The sequence below is a fragment of the Paenibacillus sp. J31P13 genome, from assembly GCF_056269295.1.
In genome coordinates this window covers 1,266,046-1,284,905 of record NZ_JBWDNR010000001.1, presented here as the reverse complement: position 1 = coordinate 1,284,905, position 18,860 = coordinate 1,266,046, and the positions used below count along the sequence as shown (strand labels likewise).

Here is an 18,860-nt window from a genome sequence, read left to right as displayed (position 1 = left end):
CCACTCATCATATTCAGGACCATAAGTTGGTATTCTGAGTGCATTATTCCAATATTTTTATATAATTTACGATAGGGTTATCCGTATACTCAATGCAGATAAATATGCAGTATAAGAGAGTGATACCGTGTCCACTAATTTAGTGAAAAATCCCATATGCTTAAAAACTGTTATAAATAATATGAGCTTGCTTGAGCCTGAAAAGTCAGTGTAAGCCTGAATCATTCAATTACATGCGATCTGGATTCTCGAAATAAGATTTAGAGGAAGGGATCGTTCCTCACCTGCAGCAGTAATTTGCTGAATTAATCCATCGACATGATGACTTTTTTCGTAAACAAGGTTAGAAGGTGTCGTTGGGGCCGTAAGGAAATTTGAGAGTTCTTCTTCCGAAGTGCGGATTTCTGGCTTTAATAACATTTCTTCAAGGTTCAACAATACTTCTTAAGCAAATCTATATTAAGCTTTAATCCCACCTCTCTACTATCGCACCCGTCAACCTTATTCTATGAGGGAGCGAAATAAATTACAGGCTTTTGCGTTGTTAAATCTATGTATCCCATATCCTTTGAAGTCGGAAGCTAATATCGCTTCCCTAAGTGGATTTAAATTTGTTGTAAACCTTAATTCAATCCCTTTTTGAAATAACTCTCTAACAAATTCTCATATTTTTCAATTGACTTAGGCTTCACTACTTGGCGAGAGATGTAGTATCCAGCTGTCTTATCAAAAGGCTCAAATTCCTCATCTTCAAAGCAATATCTAAACAGGGTCTGCTCAGAAATCCTCCTATACCAGTCTTGTGTCACAATCTATCTTATATTCTCAGCATTGTTATTTTGTCACTTCCTCTTAATGATTTTGGCATTTGTTTAACCACTTCTAATAAAAACGCTGAATCCATACCCTACCTGGACTCAGCTTTTTTATTACTTATTATATTTATTGGAATCAGTTATTGATTTGTACTTCAATGGATGTTTTGTTATTAGAAGTTAGAAACCAATTTTTTCAGTTGTAGGATCGCTCTTTTTTATCCGGTTGCCGTCGTGTTTTATTAAGTTAATGTCTCCCGTTAGCGTAATGAAGCTATTTATTTATTGTTCCTTCGTTGATTAACCGTTCTTTATCCTTCAAAGGGAAATCTCCAGGCTCCCAAGTCTCTAAATGTCCGTTTCCTCCTATAATATCTTCATTAATTTGATAAATGGAAGCATATATTTTCTTTCCTGTTTTTTGTTTTTCTTTCAGCATGTAGGTTGTAATATAAATTTCTTTATACGGTTTCAAATCAATACCTACGTTTGTTGCAGGTAGAAAGTTTTTTGTATCTTGCGATCTTTCGTCAATTTTTTCCTCAATATGCCAGCCTAATGACTTAAGGTACTCAAAATGTTTATCGTAATTCTGCTCGGTTGGCTCTTTACTACAACCAATCAGAAAAACAAAACTACATAATACAAGATAAACAATTATCTTCTTAACCATAATGCCCCCCAATATACTAAAATGTCTAATAAAACAAAAATTAATAGTGAAGACTTTCATCAAAGTTGCAACTTGTTCAACTAAACTGCCCGTTAGCTCAACCAGGCTACCGATTTACGCCGGCAGCCTCGTTTTGGTGATTGTTAAGCTAAAGTTCCCTTTAGTTCAATCGGGCATTTTACTCTAGACTATTAGAAACGCGGATTGCCCCCGATCAAATTTTTGGTCACTGGATCGAAAAACATTGTAATCGGTCCTAGTTGGCCATTCATTTTCGTGTCAAATTGAACAGATACTACAACATCTAACCTTCTGTCATCTATCCAGTTGCCAACGTTTTTTCCAGACTCTAGGGTTACTATAGCTTTCTCTTTCGGCGTGGTTAAAGTGCTACGTTCCTTTTCTGAGATTTTGGTCCAAGCTAGATTCCGAAATTCATCTTCATTTCTAAGTTTGTCATAATGGAAGACATAATAGTACCAACCGCCGCCCAAATTCTTATAGTCATTCACATAGCTGAATTTCAAAGGATCGCCTTTGGCCATCTCCGGTAGGCTGAGGTAGGTGATGCCTTGTCGATACAAGTTGTCTTCGGTGTCAAACAAAAAATCAATACTTTTACTTGGGTCATCATTTAAGGAAGATATCCTTTTCACAATACCTTCTTGGAACAACGTTTGAGCGAAATGTTGAATATCAGGGTCTTGAATTTTCTCGATGGCATAATCTTGTTGAAGTATGACAGGCCGAGTTTGGAATACTCTTTCATTCTCTAACAGATAACTGCCTAGAATATCAAAATCTTCACGACGAATTTGAAAATATTTAATAACCTCAGTCTCTGGAAGCTTCAACACTTCGCTAACGTTCAAGGGAATAATGAAATCACTTGCCTCGGCATGCTCCGTGCCTTTGCTTTTCAAGCCAGCACATCCGCATACCGCCAATGCGAAACAAATTAGAATTGAAATGAATTTTAACGGCAAAAGATTCACATTCCCTCCCTCCAATTGATCATATTTTCCTATTTCTTGTAAATCGTTCTTAATTAAGTTAGACGCATTTAGTTGCGACGAAGTTTCGCTGTTATGCACGTTATAATAGAGGCAATCGATTGATTTAGTCCGTCTCATTTTTGTCTCCGTTAAGTTAAACTGCCCGTTAGTTTAATGAAAAAAGGAGCATCTGCCGTGGCAAACTGCTCCTTGTTTGTTCAACTATTGTTTCCCGTTAGCTTAACGAGGTCGCCGCTCTAAGCCGGCAGCCTCTCTTTCATCCATTTTGTCACCTCTTGTCTCCCGATAGCTTAGTCAGCTCTTGATAAAGACTTTTTGAAGTATACAGCGGATTCATCATAACCAATAGCCTTATAGAAATCACTTGCTCTTCTTGTGGCAAGTGCAACCAGCTTTGAACCACGCCGAACTGCTTTTTCTTCAATAAGTACCATAAGATTTTTCCCAACACCTTTACCCCTGTAATCTTCTAGTACGAATAATTCCTCAACCCAACTTATTAAACCATTTGCATAAAAAGTGGAGTGATGGAAGGCTAGTACATATCCAATTATACCTGTTTCAATCTCTGCGACTAATAAGTCTGCATCTTTGTTACTCAAAACATCAAGAAAGGTTCGTCTGAAATCCGTTTTATTCAACTTAAAACTAGTCGAAAGCTTAGCGGATAGATCAAACAATACCTCTTCATCTTTAGAAATTGCATTTCTATAATTAAGCCTCATTGGACCACCCCCCTTCGAACCATCAATAATTTGAGTGTACTTTTTCGGTAATTAAACTTCCACTATTTGTTAAGTTAATCTGCCAGTTAGTTTAATAAAAAGAGCAGGCTATCGTAACGCCTGCTCCAAAGTGTGTTATTCAACTAACGTTCCCCGTTTGCTTAATGAATCGTCTTCCTCGAACTGTCCTTCAATTTCTCTTAAATTATTCTTAATCGTTATATACCTTTGCGATCCTAATAATAATTCACTATATAAATACATGTATTGTAGGTGATACCTCATATCAAATTTATTTTTGTGATATTTCAATAAATGATCTACATAGTCCGTAAAGAAGAATAAAACATCCTTTGACCGTTTATTGAACTTAATGGTATTCAAATAATTTGATAATTCATTTAGTTTCTTTTGAGTATAGACTAAAATGCTTTGAATATCTTCCTCCGGTAGCGATTCATAAGCTTCTGTTCTTGCTTGCCAATGATCTTCAAAGACTTCTTTATTTTCATGCAAAATGACATGTATTGGTTTGAGTAATTCTAATTCATGTTTAAGTCGTCGAGTCTTGAATAGGTTTCTGATTTTTTGGAATATGAGACATTCCTCCTAGATAACGTCATAAGAGTCGCTGTAGTCAGCATACTTCCTTCTAATTACGAAGACAAATTTTATTTTGTTCCGCTTAACTGCCAGTTAGTTTAATAAAAAGAGCAGGCTGCTTTAGCGCCTGCTCAACAATGTGCTACTCAACTATCGTTACCCATTAGTTAAGTCTTTTCGTAATAATAATGACTTAGTGAAATTAATTGCTTTAGCAATTTCCGGTCGTTCTATGTTCATATCTATTTTAATCATTTTAATACAGTCGTTCGATCTAAGTTCGATTTCCTCAGGTTCTGTTGGTTCAGGTATCTCTAAATTAGCACACTCTTGGAGATAAAGTTCCATTGCTAAACACTGATGCGCAAATTCCATAGCTTCTTCTTCATCCTCACCTTCTACATCTGCATTTGGAACATCAGGAAACAATACTGCGATACCACCGTCATAGCTTCGGAAAATAGCAGGAAAAGTATAGATGTCTCTCATTTTAGTATCACCTACATCGAATATTATTTAGGAACATAGTCTGTCCAGCTGTCGTCTTATCCTTTATATTCTCCCATTAGTTGAGAAGCGTGGTGATGTTGTTAAATTTAACGAATAAAACTAATCAAGACTGCTACCGCACCCATTAACACTAAAATTGAAAATACAAAGTAGCCGAAGATCTTTAGAGGACGCTGCATTGAATTTATATCTATATTTTTCATTGGTCCTCCACCCTCAATACTTTGAATAGAGCGAAGGTTCTCATCGACATAATTATCGTTACTATACAAATGTTCCATTTCGGGCTGAGTTTCATGGATGTTGTTTGTGCTCATTCCAAGTCCCCTCTCAATTCGGTTAATTTGGAATATTCTACCACATCCGTGAAACTCATGTAACCCATCAATCACCACGCTAACCTACCCGTTAGTTTAGCGAAGAATTAACTAATGAAAGATAGTATGGGTATTGTCCAATAGCAAATACTCCTTCATGCGTTCCTTCTACTGTAATTTCAGTTTTAAAAATATCCGCTTTCTTTTCTGATCCAAACCACACTCTTCTATATGCAGACAAAATGAATAATCCATCTTCATCACCTACCGCAGCAAATGTTTCATTGCTATCCTTATATCCGGTGATTAAATGATTAATGCTTAATAACTCTTTAATACTTTTTACATCATTAACCACAAGACCGACTTCACTGATATTTATTAGTTCCTTACCTGTAAATGGAGTAAGAATTGCGTTATCAAGAGTGTGTCTAGCGATAAATTCAACTATATTCCCTGCAGGATCAAAAAAATAAATTGATGTTGCGTTCCAGGTACTGGAATAAGCTTTATATGAGTTGTCTGGTAATACATTTAGTCTAACCCCGACCGAATTTAGCCAAGCTATTGATTCATCAATTTTGTTCTCCGGGATGTCAAAGGCGAAATGGTAATATGGGCTTTTCTCGACATTATCCGTTTGCTCAAAAATTAATTCTGAATTTCCCACTTTTAAAGTAAACGTATTGTTAGAACTCTCCACCAATGAGAATCCGAGATCATTAATGTAGTACTTTTTGAGTTGCCCTAGTTGTTTAGTAAGTAATTTAATACTAAGTATCCGCATGAATCTTCACTCCTCAGAATATTTTGGTTCGAAGAATATGTCCGGCATTATAGTACCATAATTTGGAATGTTTGTATTGCGCTAATATGCCCGTTAATTGAGAAAACGGCAGCAAGATTCATGGCAGCCGTTTCATCGTGTTTATTCAGCTATCTTACGTAATCCGTAACCGATAATGCCGAGCCTAGGCTCCCGATTAGGAGTTCTCTCTTCTCATCGCCAATTAAATAAGAATCTCCAGCGAGCAAAAATTTTCCTTTGTTGTTTCCAATGAGGCTATAAAAGCCTGCCCTCGTCGTTTGGTCGCGATCCCGGACATGCACATTGAAATCAATATGATTGACCTGATCACGGTGTACTGCATCCACATTTGTGGACTCCCAGGTGGAATCCCAGCTAAACCCTGTAATCTTGTATCCGTTTTTTCCCCACTGCTGCAGATGCCTTATAAATTTGCTTTTACTAATCGCATAAAACTGCTCATACGTCAAATCTTTGTTCTTATTATAAAATTCATTCCGATCCCTCAACCATTCATCGATGTCCTCTTCAGGAATCATCGTACTTTCGTTCGTATAATAAAACTTGCCATCCTCCAGCTTCTCGTGTTGGAAATCTTCCTTGCGGAGCTCCTTCGCAACGAGTGGCAAACCTTCTTGCAATGACTCGTAATAATATTTCAAATTCACATAAGAGAAGGCTTTCTCATAGTCCCCTTTTTCTATATTATGAAAAAACCTGGACGCGCTGTAATGATCGTAAAGATTCATGTACGAAACCCCTTCACCCCTATACTGATTCACGCCCAACCAGATGAACGGAACAAGTATCAGAAGAGCCGCCGCACTAAGGGTCCATCTTCGCTTAATTCGTTTTAACACTCTCTTCGCAGCGAGATCGCGATTCATGAGGGTGGGCTGATCTTCTGAAGGTTGGAGTAGGCTACCCTCCACCATCTCACTGGTCATCGCCGTCTGCTTCACTCTGCATGCCGGGCATTCCGTCAAGTGCTCTTCTACGAGTTCTTTGCTCTCTTCCGAACACGCCCCATCGATATAAAGCGGAAGCAAATCATACACCACGTTGCAAAGCTGTCTCATGCTTTCTCCTCCATTCCTTTTACAATTCGCTCCTTCGCCCGGTAAAACGTCATCTTCGCCCAAGATTCCGTCTTGCCGAACAAATTTGCAATTTCTTTGAACTTGAGCTCGCCGAACACCTTAAGAGTAAACACTTCCTTATAGGGCTCGGGCAGCGAATGCAGCACCTGATGGACCAACATCGCTTGCTCTCTGTGAAGTAGCGTTTGCGTCCATTCTTCGCCGTTCACACCTTCAAGCAAGTGCGCAGCAGCGGAAGCTTTCCTTTTAGCGAACTTCTTACGCTCGTTCAAATAAAGATTTTTGGCAATTTGGCACAGCCAGCTGTAGAGGGAGCTCTCCTCTCTGAAACTATTGATATGGAGGAAAGCTCGGTACAGCGTCTCCTGCGTTAACTCCTCGGCTAACTCTTCATTTTGCGTTAACGACAACAAAAATCGGCGAACAGGCCCAGCATATTTGTTATATATATCCGTAAAATCGTTAAACCGTTCACCTCTCCCCCCGCCCATGCCGAACTGCATATCTATTAGACAACCGCATTCCGAAATAGTCACAAAAAACAGGAGCGCGGACAAAATTTCGTCCAACGCTCCGCTTGCACAGCCAGAATTCTGCGAAATATGCTAAGGTTATAAAGCTAAACTATACCACATATTGGAACTAACCTGCCCATTAGTTGAGAAAACGGGAGCAAGATTCATGGCAGCCTTTTCATCGTGTTTATTCAGCTATCGTTCCTCGTTAGCTTAACGTTTTCTGCGTCGATTTTTATTTGATTAGTGAAATAGTACTTCTAATTTCTTCAACTATTGCAGGTCGAATTCTGGGAACTTGTCTAGTCTGATTTAAAGTGAATCTATCGTTTTCCTAACTTGAATATCAATTAATTCGGAGGTTTCGTTAAAACCAAAATAGATTTTAATGGATTTATCACTACTCTAATAGCATCTAAAAGTTGCAATTAATACAACAACTAAAGATATCAATATTTTTTTAATTAAACCCAACAACCCTTCTAATTTTTTTCATGCTAGATTAGAATTCGGAAGTTCTGTTTAGAAATGTATTACCTCAAGTGAATAATACTACATCGGAACTGATTTGTTATATCTTGGTACATTATTTGCTCAGCAGAGGAATTTCTTCTCGATCATATCCTACTGCTTAGGATGAATTCATCCATTTCATTTCAACTATCCTGCCCGTTAACTTAACAAAGAAAGGGAGCAGCTACCACAGCAAATTTTCATTATTCAGCTATCGTCTCCCGTAAGCTTTTGCTTAAATGAAAATGCATGTAAATACAATCTAATTGATATTCGTCATCATTTGCGTATAACAATATTTGTTCTTGTCCATATATCGTTAAAAAAAGCCGCAACTATGCGACTGTTAAGCATATATATTCTTGTCACTAGACAGATGTGCCATATTATATAGTTTGTTTATGAGTTGTTTTTCCCCGCTTGAAATACTAAGTTGTTTTTCTTATGAGTTTATATGTCGCAGCCAAGGATTCTATTTTTGTTCCCTCATGTAGAACAAGGAGCAAGATCCACGGCGATCTTGCTCCTTGATTGTTGTGTTTTGGTGTTTTGGATGAGTCTAGGCAATTACTTCCTCGATCCTTGTTTCCGGGACCGAGGGTCGCCCAGAGCCGGAGCGTGAATGCGGTGTTTATATGATGTACCCGACTTCTTCGAGACACATTCACACTGCTTTTCTGTTTCTATTATTACTCTAGTAATGTATATTTCAGTTAAGTCTTCTTTTAAACTTCACTTATTTATTACCGAGTTGTTCCGCCAAACCGATTAGAAGACCTTCATTTCCACGAATGTAGCAGAGTTTATACGAGTCCTCGTACTGAACCACTTCGCCAACGAGCTGAGCACCATACTTAGTGAGTCTGGATACCATTTCGTCAATGTCTTCAACGGTGAACATGACGCGTAGATAACCGAGGGCATTTACAGGAGCAGTTCGGTGATCTGATATAGTAGGTGGGGTGAGAAATCGCGAAAGTTCAAGTCGGCTGTGGCCATCTGGGGTAACCATCATAGCAATCTCTACATACTGTGATCCCAGCCCGGTTACGCGACCAGCCCATTCACCTTCGACGGTAGCTCGCCCTTCAAGCTTCAAGCCAATCTCCTCGAAGAAAGAGATTGCGTCATCAAGGGATTCTACAACGATGCCAACATTGTCCATTCTTAGTAATTTGTTTTTTGCCATAGTTTTATCTCCTTATGGGTACAAATTTATTACCTGATCATCTTCATATTTATTCTATCAAGAATTACTAATTCCATCCAAACGATTAACATCTTGTCACAGTATAGTAAAAAGTGAAATTTGGTTTTCGGATATGTCATATTAATTTTTATCTACGAAATTCAATTCGTAATTACCGTAATAAGATCGTTTTACGTAATAAAATTACGTAGATACCCCTTTTAAACTCCTAACATTTTCTACAAACACTAATGATAGATGAAGATGACGGAGAGAACGGTGTTTTATCCCAGTCAGCATATTGATGTTCGACGTGAAAGCCGTGACGGGTTAATAAAGAATCCAACGTATCCTGATCCGTGAACCGACAAGCAATTCGTGAAGTCGTTCGCTTATACCCCCAATCACGCATCGTGACCCAATGCATGATATTCCGGCTAGCATCGTAACATTGTGTGCCTGATACCTTGACGTTATTCCCATCCTTATCAATAAATGATCCCCATTCTGTCTCCTCTTGATCAGATAAATCCGTTCCCTCCGGATTACGGGTCTCGAATGAAAAGATTCCATGGGGTTGTAAATGTTTGTGAACGGTCATGAGCAAATCGATTTGATCTTGATCACTTAAGAATGCCTGAAATGCATTACCAGTCAAATAAATCATCGAAAATCGCTTTTCCGATTCGAAGGTACGGGCATCGCCTTCCATAAAAGTAACAGTCAACCCTTCCGCCTTCGACCGCGCATATGCGAGCATCGCTGAAGAGATATCTACACCGGTCATCGTTATTCCGGCTTTCGACAGGGGTATCGTTGTTAAGCCCGTACCACAAGCAAGTTCTAACACTTCCCCAGGACTCGATCTAGCAAGCTCAAGATAGAACTGATATTTGTCCATTTCACCGTCAAATTCAAGATCGTAATTTACCGGATCTTGATATTCTTCAAGATTGCTATGTTCAATCAACGCCATTCCCCCTCCATTTCATGTTATAACATTTCGAATTGCCAAAAATGAATCAATTGATTTAAATAAACACAATGTTGCATTGAGGAATTATAATTTCTATAAGGAAAAATATGCTTACAAAGAAGCATAAAGGTAAGCTAAACGAAAGTCCTATCGCCAGCATCGTGCTTAACAGTATTATTTTACCGTTTTTTCGATAATTCGTTTGGTAATAAATATTTATAATCATTTTTTATCGAACCTTATATAAGTAGTTGCCTCCTACGAAAAACTAAAATCAGCGCTGCGGCTTTACAAATTCAAAGTCAGATCAGCAATCGGTACACAGTCTTGGCCTTTATCGGCAATTTGTACATATTCTTGTCATCCGAGATTTCTATACTTATCGTATTTCCCTTTCATTTCAAGAATTTCTTTTAAGATTTTAAGTAAAAAAAGAAACCTACATCCTAATTGACCGCTCAATTGCAGTCAGTTAGAATGTAGGTCTTCCAAGTGGACAAAGCCTAATAATTAATTATAATGGCGGCTGCACCAATAGCAACTTCCCAAGCTGAATGACCGTTTGATCATACCAAGCTGGTTGCTGCCGAACATGCTCCATACTTCGTTCATTGCCGCTTGCCTCAAACACGGCCGCTTTGTCTGTCTTCTCGTTATCAATTTCGAAGCGAACCGTATGTTTCCCATTCGGTAGTTCCGGCAAGTAAACATACTGATTTCGATTATGATCGTTAAATGGTGTGAATCGATCGATAAGAAAGGGTTCACCACCATCCACCGACACCTTCAATCTGCCAGAATCAGGCCCCCCGATATCAAATAACCCGATATGAGTCCCATTGAATTGCACCGTGATAGCTTCTCCAGGATCGACCGCTCGCCATAGGCCAGGGAACAACCAATTGTACTCGCGCACTAAAGCAAAATCATCGGGGGTCATGTAAGACCATCCTGCCGAAAAAAGAGTAAGACTATCCAGTGGCAGCATGGTCGCATACTCCCAAGGATTTGCCGGGACCAAAGGGTCCTGAGGCAAATGATGTTCGACCTTTCCCACGCGATCTCGAAGTTCGCTAATTTTCTCAAACGACCGGGTGATCGTATCCGTGTAAATCTGATGCCCTTCAGGAATTGTCGGATGGATCGAATCATGCGTAAAAATAACGGCTCCTGGATTGGACTGATCTGCCCTTGAGGTGAAAATGAGTTTTCCCTCGGATACCAATTGACTGACCGCTACGCCCAGATGAATGGAAGGAATACCGTAATAATCAGCCACTTCCTCCTGCATAAGAGCCCCCTTCTGGTAATCGCCGGATTGAAATCCGACCACATCCCGCTCCTTCAGCGTATAAACGAACAGGATATCAGTAAAACGGCTCCGCTTGCGGATCTGTCGGACAATTCCTTCGATCCGCGCCTTGGATTCGGGAACTCCGCCATCGTTACCAACAAATTCAACAAACACTAGATCAGGCTGATGACGCAGTACATCTGTCTCCAAACGGGCGCAGCCGAGGTCCGATCCTGTCCCAGAAATGCCTGCATTCACAGAACGGATATCCGCATTGGGATATTGCCCTCGAAGCCAATCCGCCGTCATGACCCTGTATCCTTCAGAACGCGTATTACTGCCGCCGAAATAGACGATTGTCACTGCTTCACCATTTTCCAACTTCTGAATTACATTAGGCAGCCCTCTTCGAGGGAAGAATTCCTTCATCGCGACTTCACCTGACCTCACTGAGCGTTTTTAGGAGCAAATAATTTTACAGCAAACACTTCAAAATAAGGCGAACCATAAGTTGCACAGAAATCAAACCGGATTCGGTTTACACCTTTTGCATCCACCTTATGTTTATTCAACGTAAGATAATTCCCACGGATTTTAATTTCACTCTCGGTTCCGTCTTCTAAGGTTAAGGTCACATCATAATCTTGGATAAGTGGCTCGATAGGATCGTCGAAATGCTCCAAATTCAGCTGTGAATTGAAAACAAGATGAATTTCGTCCACATTTTTGGGGCTTGCAAAACAGAATTCCAACCATTCCTGTCCTTCCGTACGTTCAGAAATCCAGCCGTTCGGCAGACCATAAGGTCTGGAGAAGCCGTTAACGACATTCGCGGGATTATACATATTCTGGGATGGTATCAGATCCTTGAAGCAAATGCTCTTATTGAATTTCTTCAGCCTGGACGGTTCCTCCGGTCTATAATGGAAGCTGACCGCTCCTGTCATTTTCTCTTCATTGCCGTATACGGCAAGGCTCGCCGTACCTTCCAATACGATGTAGATTTTGTCGTCAGCCGGCTTCTTGCAGCCCAAGTCCAGTGTAATCCAGTCATCGTGACCAGCTGAAATAACCAAGCGGTAGTCTTTCAGCTCGCTGGTGGGAATATAGTTTTCCTTCCGCTCCCCGCCAAACAGCTTCACTTGCAAAGTTTCCGAATGCTCGGACCTATTTTTAATTTTGATCCGCACGCTTTCAGCCACGGATGTCTGAATCGGCAAGACCAAACATAACGCTTTCTCCAAGGGAAGCTCATCGATTGGATGAGGATTATCATAGCTGCGCTGAGACGAGGCACGAATAGTTAATCCGTCAGCGAAATAAGGATCCAACTCCTCTTGAAGCCCTACAATCGTTTGTCCGTCTCGAAGCAGCTGCGCCTGAAACTCACCCATATGGGCTTTGACTATGGCCGCGGGGTCTGCCTCATATTTCAAGCATAACGCAGCAGCCGTTCCTACCGCCTGCCCCATACAACCGCAGGTTGCCATGACCCTTGTAGATCCGAAAGCCACATGGGTAGCGCTTATATTGCGGCCAGCGAACATCAGATTAGGAATATTGCGTGAAAATAAGCTGCGGAAAGGGATATTATACAATCCCGGCACGAAATTCCACGCTGTAGCCGGCCCCTCATCGTAGATGCCTTTATTCGCATGTAGATCCATATACCATCCTCCGACGGATACAGCATCTTCGAAATGTGGCTTTGCTGTAAGATCGTTCTGAGACAGCATGTGCTCCCCTATAAACCGCCTCGATTCCCGCTTCCCCGGAATTGGGCATACATAATCCAAGATGAGATTGTCCACATCATCAAACTCACCGCTATTTTTGATATAATCCCAAATCCCGTATACCAATTTTCGCAGTTCCAATGCGATGTCTTCATTATTCTTGATAATATCCATATGTCCGCCGTATTCCAGCCACCACAATCCGCCAAGCCCGTTGATTTTCCTTGGAAAAGACCGATGGTTTAAGCCTTTTCTGATACTATCGAAAAAGGCCAACTTCGTAATATCATACGCAAAGCCAGGCCTTTTGTAAGGAACGGAATAGTCTACGTCACGGGCTTGAAACAGAATCGTATCGCCCATGGTATAATGATCCGCCACTTCAGGAGCCAGCTCCTCCTTGTATTCATGCTTCGCCTCTCTTCCCCATCGGAAGTGAGCACCTGCTTGATATCCAACTACTCCATCGCCGGAGCAATCGATGTAGGTTCGGCTTTCAAAACGAAATTTTCTTTCAGAAGCGAGTTGAATGCCCTCCACCCATTTAATTCTGCCGTCCTCCATGCTCGTTGCATGCACGCATGTATTCAGGAATAGAGAAATGTTGGGCTCATCATAAACCATGTCGAGCAAGACTGTATCCGAAAGCGAAAGCATAAGCTTCTTGTTGTATAACGGATTATAGTGAAAGATCTTGAGCTTGAGTTCTTCCACCAACCCGCCCTCGCGTGCATAATAGGATGGACTGTTTCCGAGATAAGCCGACCCGTTGATATGAACCCTGACCTCGCTGCTCGCATTTCCCCCAAGAACCGGCCGATCATTAATAAGTGAAACCTGCAGCCCTTGGCGTGCGGCAGCAATGGCAGCGCATATCCCAGCAATACCTCCGCCTACGACGGTTACATCTGCTTTTATAAGCTCCATTTTGATAACCTCCATGATAAGATCCTTCTATCATGGTAATTCTTTTGGTCCCTTTTTTTTTACATAATTTCGCGAAAAAATCATATATTTTTTGCAACTTTATTTGGATTCGTACCGTGTCATTTTTATCCGGTATTGCTTAGGAGTATCACCCGTATATTCTTTAAATAGTTTGCAAAAGTAGCCTTCATTGACGATGCCTACTTCCTCGCATAATTCCAATAAAGAATAATCCTGAACATTTAACAGCTCGAGAGCTAATTGGATTTTTTTACGGTTAATGTAGCTGATCACGCCTTCATTCATTGTTTTTTTGAATAAGCTGCTAAAATACGACGGAGCCAAATTCACATTATCAGCAATAGCCTCCAGCGTTAAACGCTGTTTCAGGTTCTTCTCTATAAAATGCATAGCACTCATGATTTCTGCACGATGTAATAGTTGGCCAGCGTGTACGTATTCGAATGTGAAGTCGCCAATATAAGCAAGCTGCTCATGAAATGCCATAAATTCCATAGGAAATTCTTCTACTTCCGTGGCCAGCTTATTCCCCGATTTAAACTTCACGATTATGTCTCTGTACAAGTCTCTAAGCATCGGCGCCACGATGGACTTATGGATTTTATGGTCCGTAACAAATTGGTTCAGATCAGCGAATACGTTCTCCAGCTCTTCCTTGGAAACCTTCCTTTTCACCCATATTAGAAAATCAGCCAGTTTCTGTTGAAAGTCTGCTTTTTTGTCATTATGGTATTGGAACCGATGCATGGGTGTTTTTACTACTTTCTCTGTATGATAATAGAAATCCTCACTCACATTTTTAGCTTCCGAGTACGCTTGTTTGATAGATTCCCAGCCTCGGTGCGGACCTCCAAAAGCGACGGATACCCTTTGATTCAAATATTGATGCAAATGAGAGACGATCTGCCCTCCCAATGATTGGCAAGCATATTCCGTTTCCATATCACTGCGGTTATTTTCCCAGGATAGAAAGCCAATAAAACGATTATCGGACAGATCCGCAGCTACGCCACTGCCACCATTCATCACCGTTTCTTCGATTATATTCGTAATCGCATATTTCAAGATGTTTTGATCAGCTGCTGAATATTCGTTTCGAAAACTTTCATACGTATTTATTTCAACAATGAAGCAGCAATAGTTGGCTTGAAAGAAATGGAACTGCATGCGATTTGCAAAATCCGATGCCCGATGGGAAGGGATTTCGCCTCTGATAAGCTCGTTAAAAAATTGCTTGCGTACTCTATATTTATTTTCAAGCACGGATATGTTTAACGATTGAAATTCCGCTTCTTTTTTCTTAACCTCATTTAAAATCCCAGCCCCCTTAGCTAGGGCCCGATCCAAATCCGCTTCCCTCAGCGGAACCTTAACAATGTACTCCAATACGTTGGCATGAATAGCTCGCTGGGCGTATTCAAAGGATGAATAGGCGGTCAATAGTATGTATTGGGTATGGGGGAGCTCCAGCTTTAGCTGCTCAATCATGGAGATTCCATCCATTCGCGGCATAACGATATCAGATATTACGATATCCGGCTTAAGCTTTAAAATCTCCTCGATCCCATTCAGCCCATTATTCGCTTTTCCCACTAGAACAAACCGCCTATCCCTGTGGGAGAGCTCGTTAAAAAACAATTCCAATCTTTGAATGATTAGGTCTTCATCGTCAACAATGAAGCAGGTATAGTCTCTCACCATTATGCATCTCCTTTTAGCAAGTCTGCCGGGAATATGGCGCGTACACGGGTTATTTCCTTAGGTATACTAATGATTTGGAGCCCGAATTGTTCACCGTAGTGAAGTCTTATTCGGCCATGAATATTATTTAACCCGATTCGTTTTCTTTTCACTTCCACATCACTCGGTTCTGAAATTAAAATAAGCTTTATTTTATCGGCTGGAATTCCCTCGCCTTGATCAACTACTTCTATGATGACGATGCCGCCCTCCCTGTACGCATGAATCGTAATAGGTCCTTCGATCCCCCCTCCGTTGTAGCCATGGAAGATACTATTCTCCACAAGGGGCTGCAGCAGCATTCTAAAAACAGAAAAATCCATTAACCCTGCTTCGATATTTTCAATCAAGTGGAAATTTCTATTATATCGGATGTTCTGGATTTCGATATAGTCCGCTACATTTCGTAGTTCCTGGCGAAGGGAGACCTTCTCTGAAGCGTCATCTATCCCATATTCCAATAATGAAATGAGCGACCCGATCACCACATCTACTTTCTCTATTTGTCCGAGATGTATAACATTGCTGATCGAACCAAGCGTGTTATACAGAAAATGAGGGTTTATTTGAGACTGCAGCACTTGAATCTCCAGCTTCCGCTCAAGCTCATTATGAAGCTCCGCTCGCCGAATCAATTCCACAATTTGCTGCAGCATACGATCGAAGGCTCGGGAGAGATCTCCGAACTCATCGTTTCGGTTAATCGATATTGTAGTTGTGAGCCAGCCTTGCTCCACCCGCTTCATTTTTGTTTTGAGCGCATAGAGCGGATTCCTTATATACTTGGCAATAAAAAAGGAAATGAACAAACTTAAGAGAAGTCCTGCCGCTAAAAGCTCGAGATAATAGGTTTCCAATCTGGACAGAGCGGCTTTCAAGCGTGATTCATCGTTGATCGAAATGATGGTCCAATTGAATTTCTCCGTCGGTTTTTTCAGAAGGGAGACCGGCAGGCCATCCTTGGTATGCAGTTGAAGGCTTGTTTCTGCAGTATCCAGAATTTGTTCCGCTGACGTTTCCCCGATTGAAAAAGTATGATCTTGAATATTCAGTGGTCCTCTATTTTCCGAAAAACCGGCAATGATCTTACCCGATGCGGTGATCAGAGCCAGATTCATTTGTTCCTGTTTATTAATCTTGAATAAGGTTTCTTCAATGGCATTTAGATCCAAATCTACGGCAATGGCCATAGGAAACGGAGCGTGGTTCAGATATCGAACCATCGTAACTGTCCAGCCAGAATACTTAGATTTGTAAGGATCACTGACAAAGGTAGTCCTTCTGTTCTTGTCGGCCGCATCAAATAAAGGCTCTCTTTCCGGTAATGGTTCATCGAATATCCGGGTAGGTGTACTTCCGCCTACAATGGATAAATCGCTTTTGATCAAATAAATATTACTGACGTAATTACTGTTGAGTTCATATAGCTCTCTTAATTGCTTTTTGATTACTTCCGTATTTTCAATGTTGGCTTTCACCGATGTTTCGACCGAGAACAGGATCGTCTGGAAGGAGGAAAAATTAACGGTGAAATACTGATCGACCTTGTCAAGTATTTGGTTGGTGTAGTAGATGTCATTGGTTCTTATTTCCTTTTGGACATAGCGATAGGACAATTGGCTTATCAAGATTATGCAGCCTAATACAAACGCAAACACGATAAAAAATAATTTTAAAGGCAAGCTGATTCTTCTTCGCATTGCTCATCTTCCTTTTGAGTCCGTATTAAAATGACAATAAAGAGAGGGGCTACGAATAGCCACTCTCTTCGTTCATTTACTTGATTAAGCCTGCTTCTTTAAATTGCTTGATTGCTGTTTCCTTATATTTCTGCATGTCAAACTTGGTATCCAACGTTTGGAGGAAATTGTCCCAATTGGATAGAGGGTCTTTGCCCGTCATAAATTTGACTAAGCTCTCATTAATGAAACGCGAGCGGTCAGTTGCCAAGGTATCGCTAGGGTCTGCGGTCAATAAGTTTCCAGGTAGCGTTGGCCCCACATATTTCTGATTATTCACGAAAGCTTCTGCCGTCTTAGGATTCTGGAAGCTGAAGTACTCTGCATCGTCACCACGGCGCGGCATTCTGTAATGATCGACCCATAGGTACTTTTCTTTCATTTCCTTCGATAATTCGGACGTTTTATTTTTGATCTTGCCGTCCACCACGTCCCAATGAATCCCTTTGATCCCGTATGCAAAATTCGGATAGGCGTCTTCGTCAGTAAAGAGGTAGTTCAGCATGGATAAGATCCGAATGATTTTGTCCTTATCCGCTTTCTTGGAGATGGCCCATGAATTGCCTTGGAACGATTTTCTCTCAACGATTTGATCGCCGTAAGGACCTATCATTGGAGGAATCACGATCCATTCCGGCACCTCTCCGCTGATTTCTTTCATTTTCTGCTGATAATCCGGCTCCAGCCTTCGCGCATCCCTGATCATGAAGCCGACTTTCCCCTTAAATAGCTTTTGGTCCAACAAATCAGGCGAGGTCATCGTCACCCAATCGGGGTCTACCACATTGGCTGCCATCATTTTATTAATGTAAGCAAGCGCTTCTTTCATTTTGGGATCGATAAATAGAAATACCGGTTCATTATCTTTCACTTCAATGGCTGATGGAGGATTGACGCCAAACATCCACATCAAGCTATCGAAGCCGTAGGTTTGCAAACTGCCCTCTTTATTCATGCCGCCGATGAATCCGTACGTATCGTTCTTGCCATTTCCGTCCGGGTCTTTCTCTGTAAAGGCTTTCATAACTTCAAACAGCTCGTCAGGTGTCGTTGGCACTTCCATATTCAGCTTTTTCAACCAATCATTGCGGATGAAGAAGCTTCGGCTGATACCGTTTACATTATCATAACCTGGAACTCCAATGGTTTTCCCTTGATAGGACATCGCCTCCCAGGAGTCGCTGCTAAAACGTTTCTGAAGTTCAGGGAATTGATCCAGATACGGTGTCAAATCCGCAAGAACGCCTTGATCATAATATTGCGCGAGATCGGACCGACTCTTCAAGAAAAGCAAATCCGGGATATCCCCGCCTGCAATAAGCGTATTTAGTTTGGTTGTTGATTGCCCAGCCTGAGGAATCATCATATCCAAGTCGATGTTCATTGCCTTCTCCAGCATTTGCCGTTGAATGTCTTCATCGCGTGGAGGAATCGGAGCGGCAGCGTTGAACGTGCCTTGGTTAAACATCGTGATTTTCATTTTTTTCGCAAACGCGTTATCCGTGGATGGTGAGCTGCTCGAAGCTGTCGGCTTAACACCCTCTTCTTTATCCCCACATCCCGACAATAGCGTTCCCAGCCCTACAATAGCAGCCAGAATGGCAAATGAAATCTTTGTTCTTTGCATATTGACCTCTCCTTTG

At 41.1% G+C, this 18,860-nt stretch carries 16 protein-coding genes and 1 pseudogene; all 17 read right to left on the bottom strand.

Features of this window, described 5'->3' with window-relative positions; all coding sequences use genetic code 11:
* Nucleotides 1-501: 501 nt before the first annotated feature.
* Nucleotides 502-809, bottom strand: a pseudogene (locus AC0YOD_RS05815) (DUF6886 family protein).
* Nucleotides 810-1,089: 280 nt separating this feature from the next.
* The gene (locus AC0YOD_RS05810) at nucleotides 1,090-1,488 is read right to left on the bottom strand and encodes a hypothetical protein (RefSeq protein ID WP_475798267.1); all 399 of its coding nucleotides are present in this window, start codon (nucleotides 1,486-1,488) and stop codon (nucleotides 1,090-1,092) included.
* 191 nt (nucleotides 1,489-1,679) lie between these two features.
* Nucleotides 1,680-2,582, bottom strand: a complete 903-nt coding sequence (locus AC0YOD_RS05805) for a hypothetical protein (RefSeq protein ID WP_475798266.1) — start codon at nucleotides 2,580-2,582, stop codon at nucleotides 1,680-1,682.
* 212 nt (nucleotides 2,583-2,794) lie between these two features.
* A complete protein-coding gene (locus AC0YOD_RS05800; RefSeq protein WP_475798265.1) occupies nucleotides 2,795-3,229 on the bottom strand; it encodes a GNAT family N-acetyltransferase in 435 nt (144 codons plus the stop codon).
* A gap of 135 nt (nucleotides 3,230-3,364) precedes the next feature.
* The gene (locus AC0YOD_RS05795) at nucleotides 3,365-3,745 is read right to left on the bottom strand and encodes a hypothetical protein (protein WP_475798264.1); all 381 of its coding nucleotides are present in this window, start codon (nucleotides 3,743-3,745) and stop codon (nucleotides 3,365-3,367) included.
* A gap of 243 nt (nucleotides 3,746-3,988) precedes the next feature.
* A complete protein-coding gene (locus AC0YOD_RS05790; protein ID WP_475798263.1) occupies nucleotides 3,989-4,321 on the bottom strand; it encodes a type II toxin-antitoxin system HicB family antitoxin in 333 nt (110 codons plus the stop codon).
* Between the two features lie 107 nt (nucleotides 4,322-4,428).
* Nucleotides 4,429-4,659 (bottom strand): hypothetical protein, encoded by a 231-nt coding sequence (locus tag AC0YOD_RS05785; RefSeq protein ID WP_475798262.1) that lies wholly within the window; start codon nucleotides 4,657-4,659, stop codon nucleotides 4,429-4,431.
* A gap of 91 nt (nucleotides 4,660-4,750) precedes the next feature.
* Nucleotides 4,751-5,446 carry a VOC family protein gene (locus AC0YOD_RS05780; protein WP_475798261.1) on the bottom strand — a complete coding sequence of 232 codons (696 nt, stop codon included), beginning with the start codon at nucleotides 5,444-5,446 and terminating at the stop codon, nucleotides 4,751-4,753.
* A 149-nt stretch (nucleotides 5,447-5,595) separates the two neighbouring features.
* Entirely contained in the window at nucleotides 5,596-6,546 is a 951-nt protein-coding gene (locus AC0YOD_RS05775) for an anti-sigma factor family protein (protein ID WP_475798260.1), read from the bottom strand.
* Complete coding sequence (locus AC0YOD_RS05770; RefSeq protein ID WP_475798259.1) at nucleotides 6,543-7,103, bottom strand: RNA polymerase sigma factor; 561 nt, start codon at nucleotides 7,101-7,103, stop codon at nucleotides 6,543-6,545. Before AC0YOD_RS05770 ends, AC0YOD_RS05775 begins: the two co-directional genes overlap by 4 nt.
* Nucleotides 7,104-8,331: 1,228 nt before the next feature.
* Nucleotides 8,332-8,784, bottom strand: a complete 453-nt coding sequence (locus AC0YOD_RS05765; protein ID WP_475798258.1) for a VOC family protein — start codon at nucleotides 8,782-8,784, stop codon at nucleotides 8,332-8,334.
* 229 nt (nucleotides 8,785-9,013) lie between these two features.
* Complete coding sequence (locus AC0YOD_RS05760) at nucleotides 9,014-9,760, bottom strand: class I SAM-dependent DNA methyltransferase (protein WP_475798257.1); 747 nt, start codon at nucleotides 9,758-9,760, stop codon at nucleotides 9,014-9,016.
* 514 nt (nucleotides 9,761-10,274) lie between these two features.
* Entirely contained in the window at nucleotides 10,275-11,483 is a 1,209-nt protein-coding gene (locus AC0YOD_RS05755; RefSeq protein WP_475798256.1) for an SGNH/GDSL hydrolase family protein, read from the bottom strand.
* A 17-nt stretch (nucleotides 11,484-11,500) separates the two neighbouring features.
* Entirely contained in the window at nucleotides 11,501-13,717 is a 2,217-nt protein-coding gene (locus AC0YOD_RS05750; RefSeq protein ID WP_475798255.1) for an FAD-dependent oxidoreductase, read from the bottom strand.
* 99 nt (nucleotides 13,718-13,816) lie between these two features.
* Nucleotides 13,817-15,439 (bottom strand): response regulator, encoded by a 1,623-nt coding sequence (locus AC0YOD_RS05745; RefSeq protein ID WP_475798254.1) that lies wholly within the window; start codon nucleotides 15,437-15,439, stop codon nucleotides 13,817-13,819.
* A complete protein-coding gene (locus AC0YOD_RS05740) occupies nucleotides 15,439-17,178 on the bottom strand; it encodes a sensor histidine kinase (protein WP_475798253.1) in 1,740 nt (579 codons plus the stop codon). Before AC0YOD_RS05740 ends, AC0YOD_RS05745 begins: the two co-directional genes overlap by 1 nt.
* A 76-nt stretch (nucleotides 17,179-17,254) precedes the next feature.
* Complete coding sequence (locus AC0YOD_RS05735; RefSeq protein ID WP_475798252.1) at nucleotides 17,255-18,844, bottom strand: extracellular solute-binding protein; 1,590 nt, start codon at nucleotides 18,842-18,844, stop codon at nucleotides 17,255-17,257.
* Nucleotides 18,845-18,860: the final 16 nt, after the last annotated feature.

Coding starts and splice junctions, on each gene's coding strand:
- AC0YOD_RS05765 (WP_475798258.1), bottom strand. CDS start 8,784: ATGGCAAAAAACAAATTACTAAGAATGGACAATGTTGGCATCGTTGTA.
- AC0YOD_RS05790 (WP_475798263.1), bottom strand. CDS start 4,321: ATGAGAGACATCTATACTTTTCCTGCTATTTTCCGAAGCTATGACGGT.
- AC0YOD_RS05800 (WP_475798265.1), bottom strand. CDS start 3,229: ATGAGGCTTAATTATAGAAATGCAATTTCTAAAGATGAAGAGGTATTG.
- AC0YOD_RS05750 (WP_475798255.1), bottom strand. CDS start 13,717: ATGGAGCTTATAAAAGCAGATGTAACCGTCGTAGGCGGAGGTATTGCT.
- AC0YOD_RS05740 (WP_475798253.1), bottom strand. CDS start 17,178: ATGCGAAGAAGAATCAGCTTGCCTTTAAAATTATTTTTTATCGTGTTT.
- AC0YOD_RS05810 (WP_475798267.1), bottom strand. CDS start 1,488: ATGGTTAAGAAGATAATTGTTTATCTTGTATTATGTAGTTTTGTTTTT.
- AC0YOD_RS05745 (WP_475798254.1), bottom strand. CDS start 15,439: ATGGTGAGAGACTATACCTGCTTCATTGTTGACGATGAAGACCTAATC.
- AC0YOD_RS05755 (WP_475798256.1), bottom strand. CDS start 11,483: ATGAAGGAATTCTTCCCTCGAAGAGGGCTGCCTAATGTAATTCAGAAG.
- AC0YOD_RS05775 (WP_475798260.1), bottom strand. CDS start 6,546: ATGAGACAGCTTTGCAACGTGGTGTATGATTTGCTTCCGCTTTATATC.
- AC0YOD_RS05785 (WP_475798262.1), bottom strand. CDS start 4,659: ATGAGCACAAACAACATCCATGAAACTCAGCCCGAAATGGAACATTTG.
- AC0YOD_RS05735 (WP_475798252.1), bottom strand. CDS start 18,844: ATGCAAAGAACAAAGATTTCATTTGCCATTCTGGCTGCTATTGTAGGG.
- AC0YOD_RS05780 (WP_475798261.1), bottom strand. CDS start 5,446: ATGCGGATACTTAGTATTAAATTACTTACTAAACAACTAGGGCAACTC.
- AC0YOD_RS05760 (WP_475798257.1), bottom strand. CDS start 9,760: ATGGCGTTGATTGAACATAGCAATCTTGAAGAATATCAAGATCCGGTA.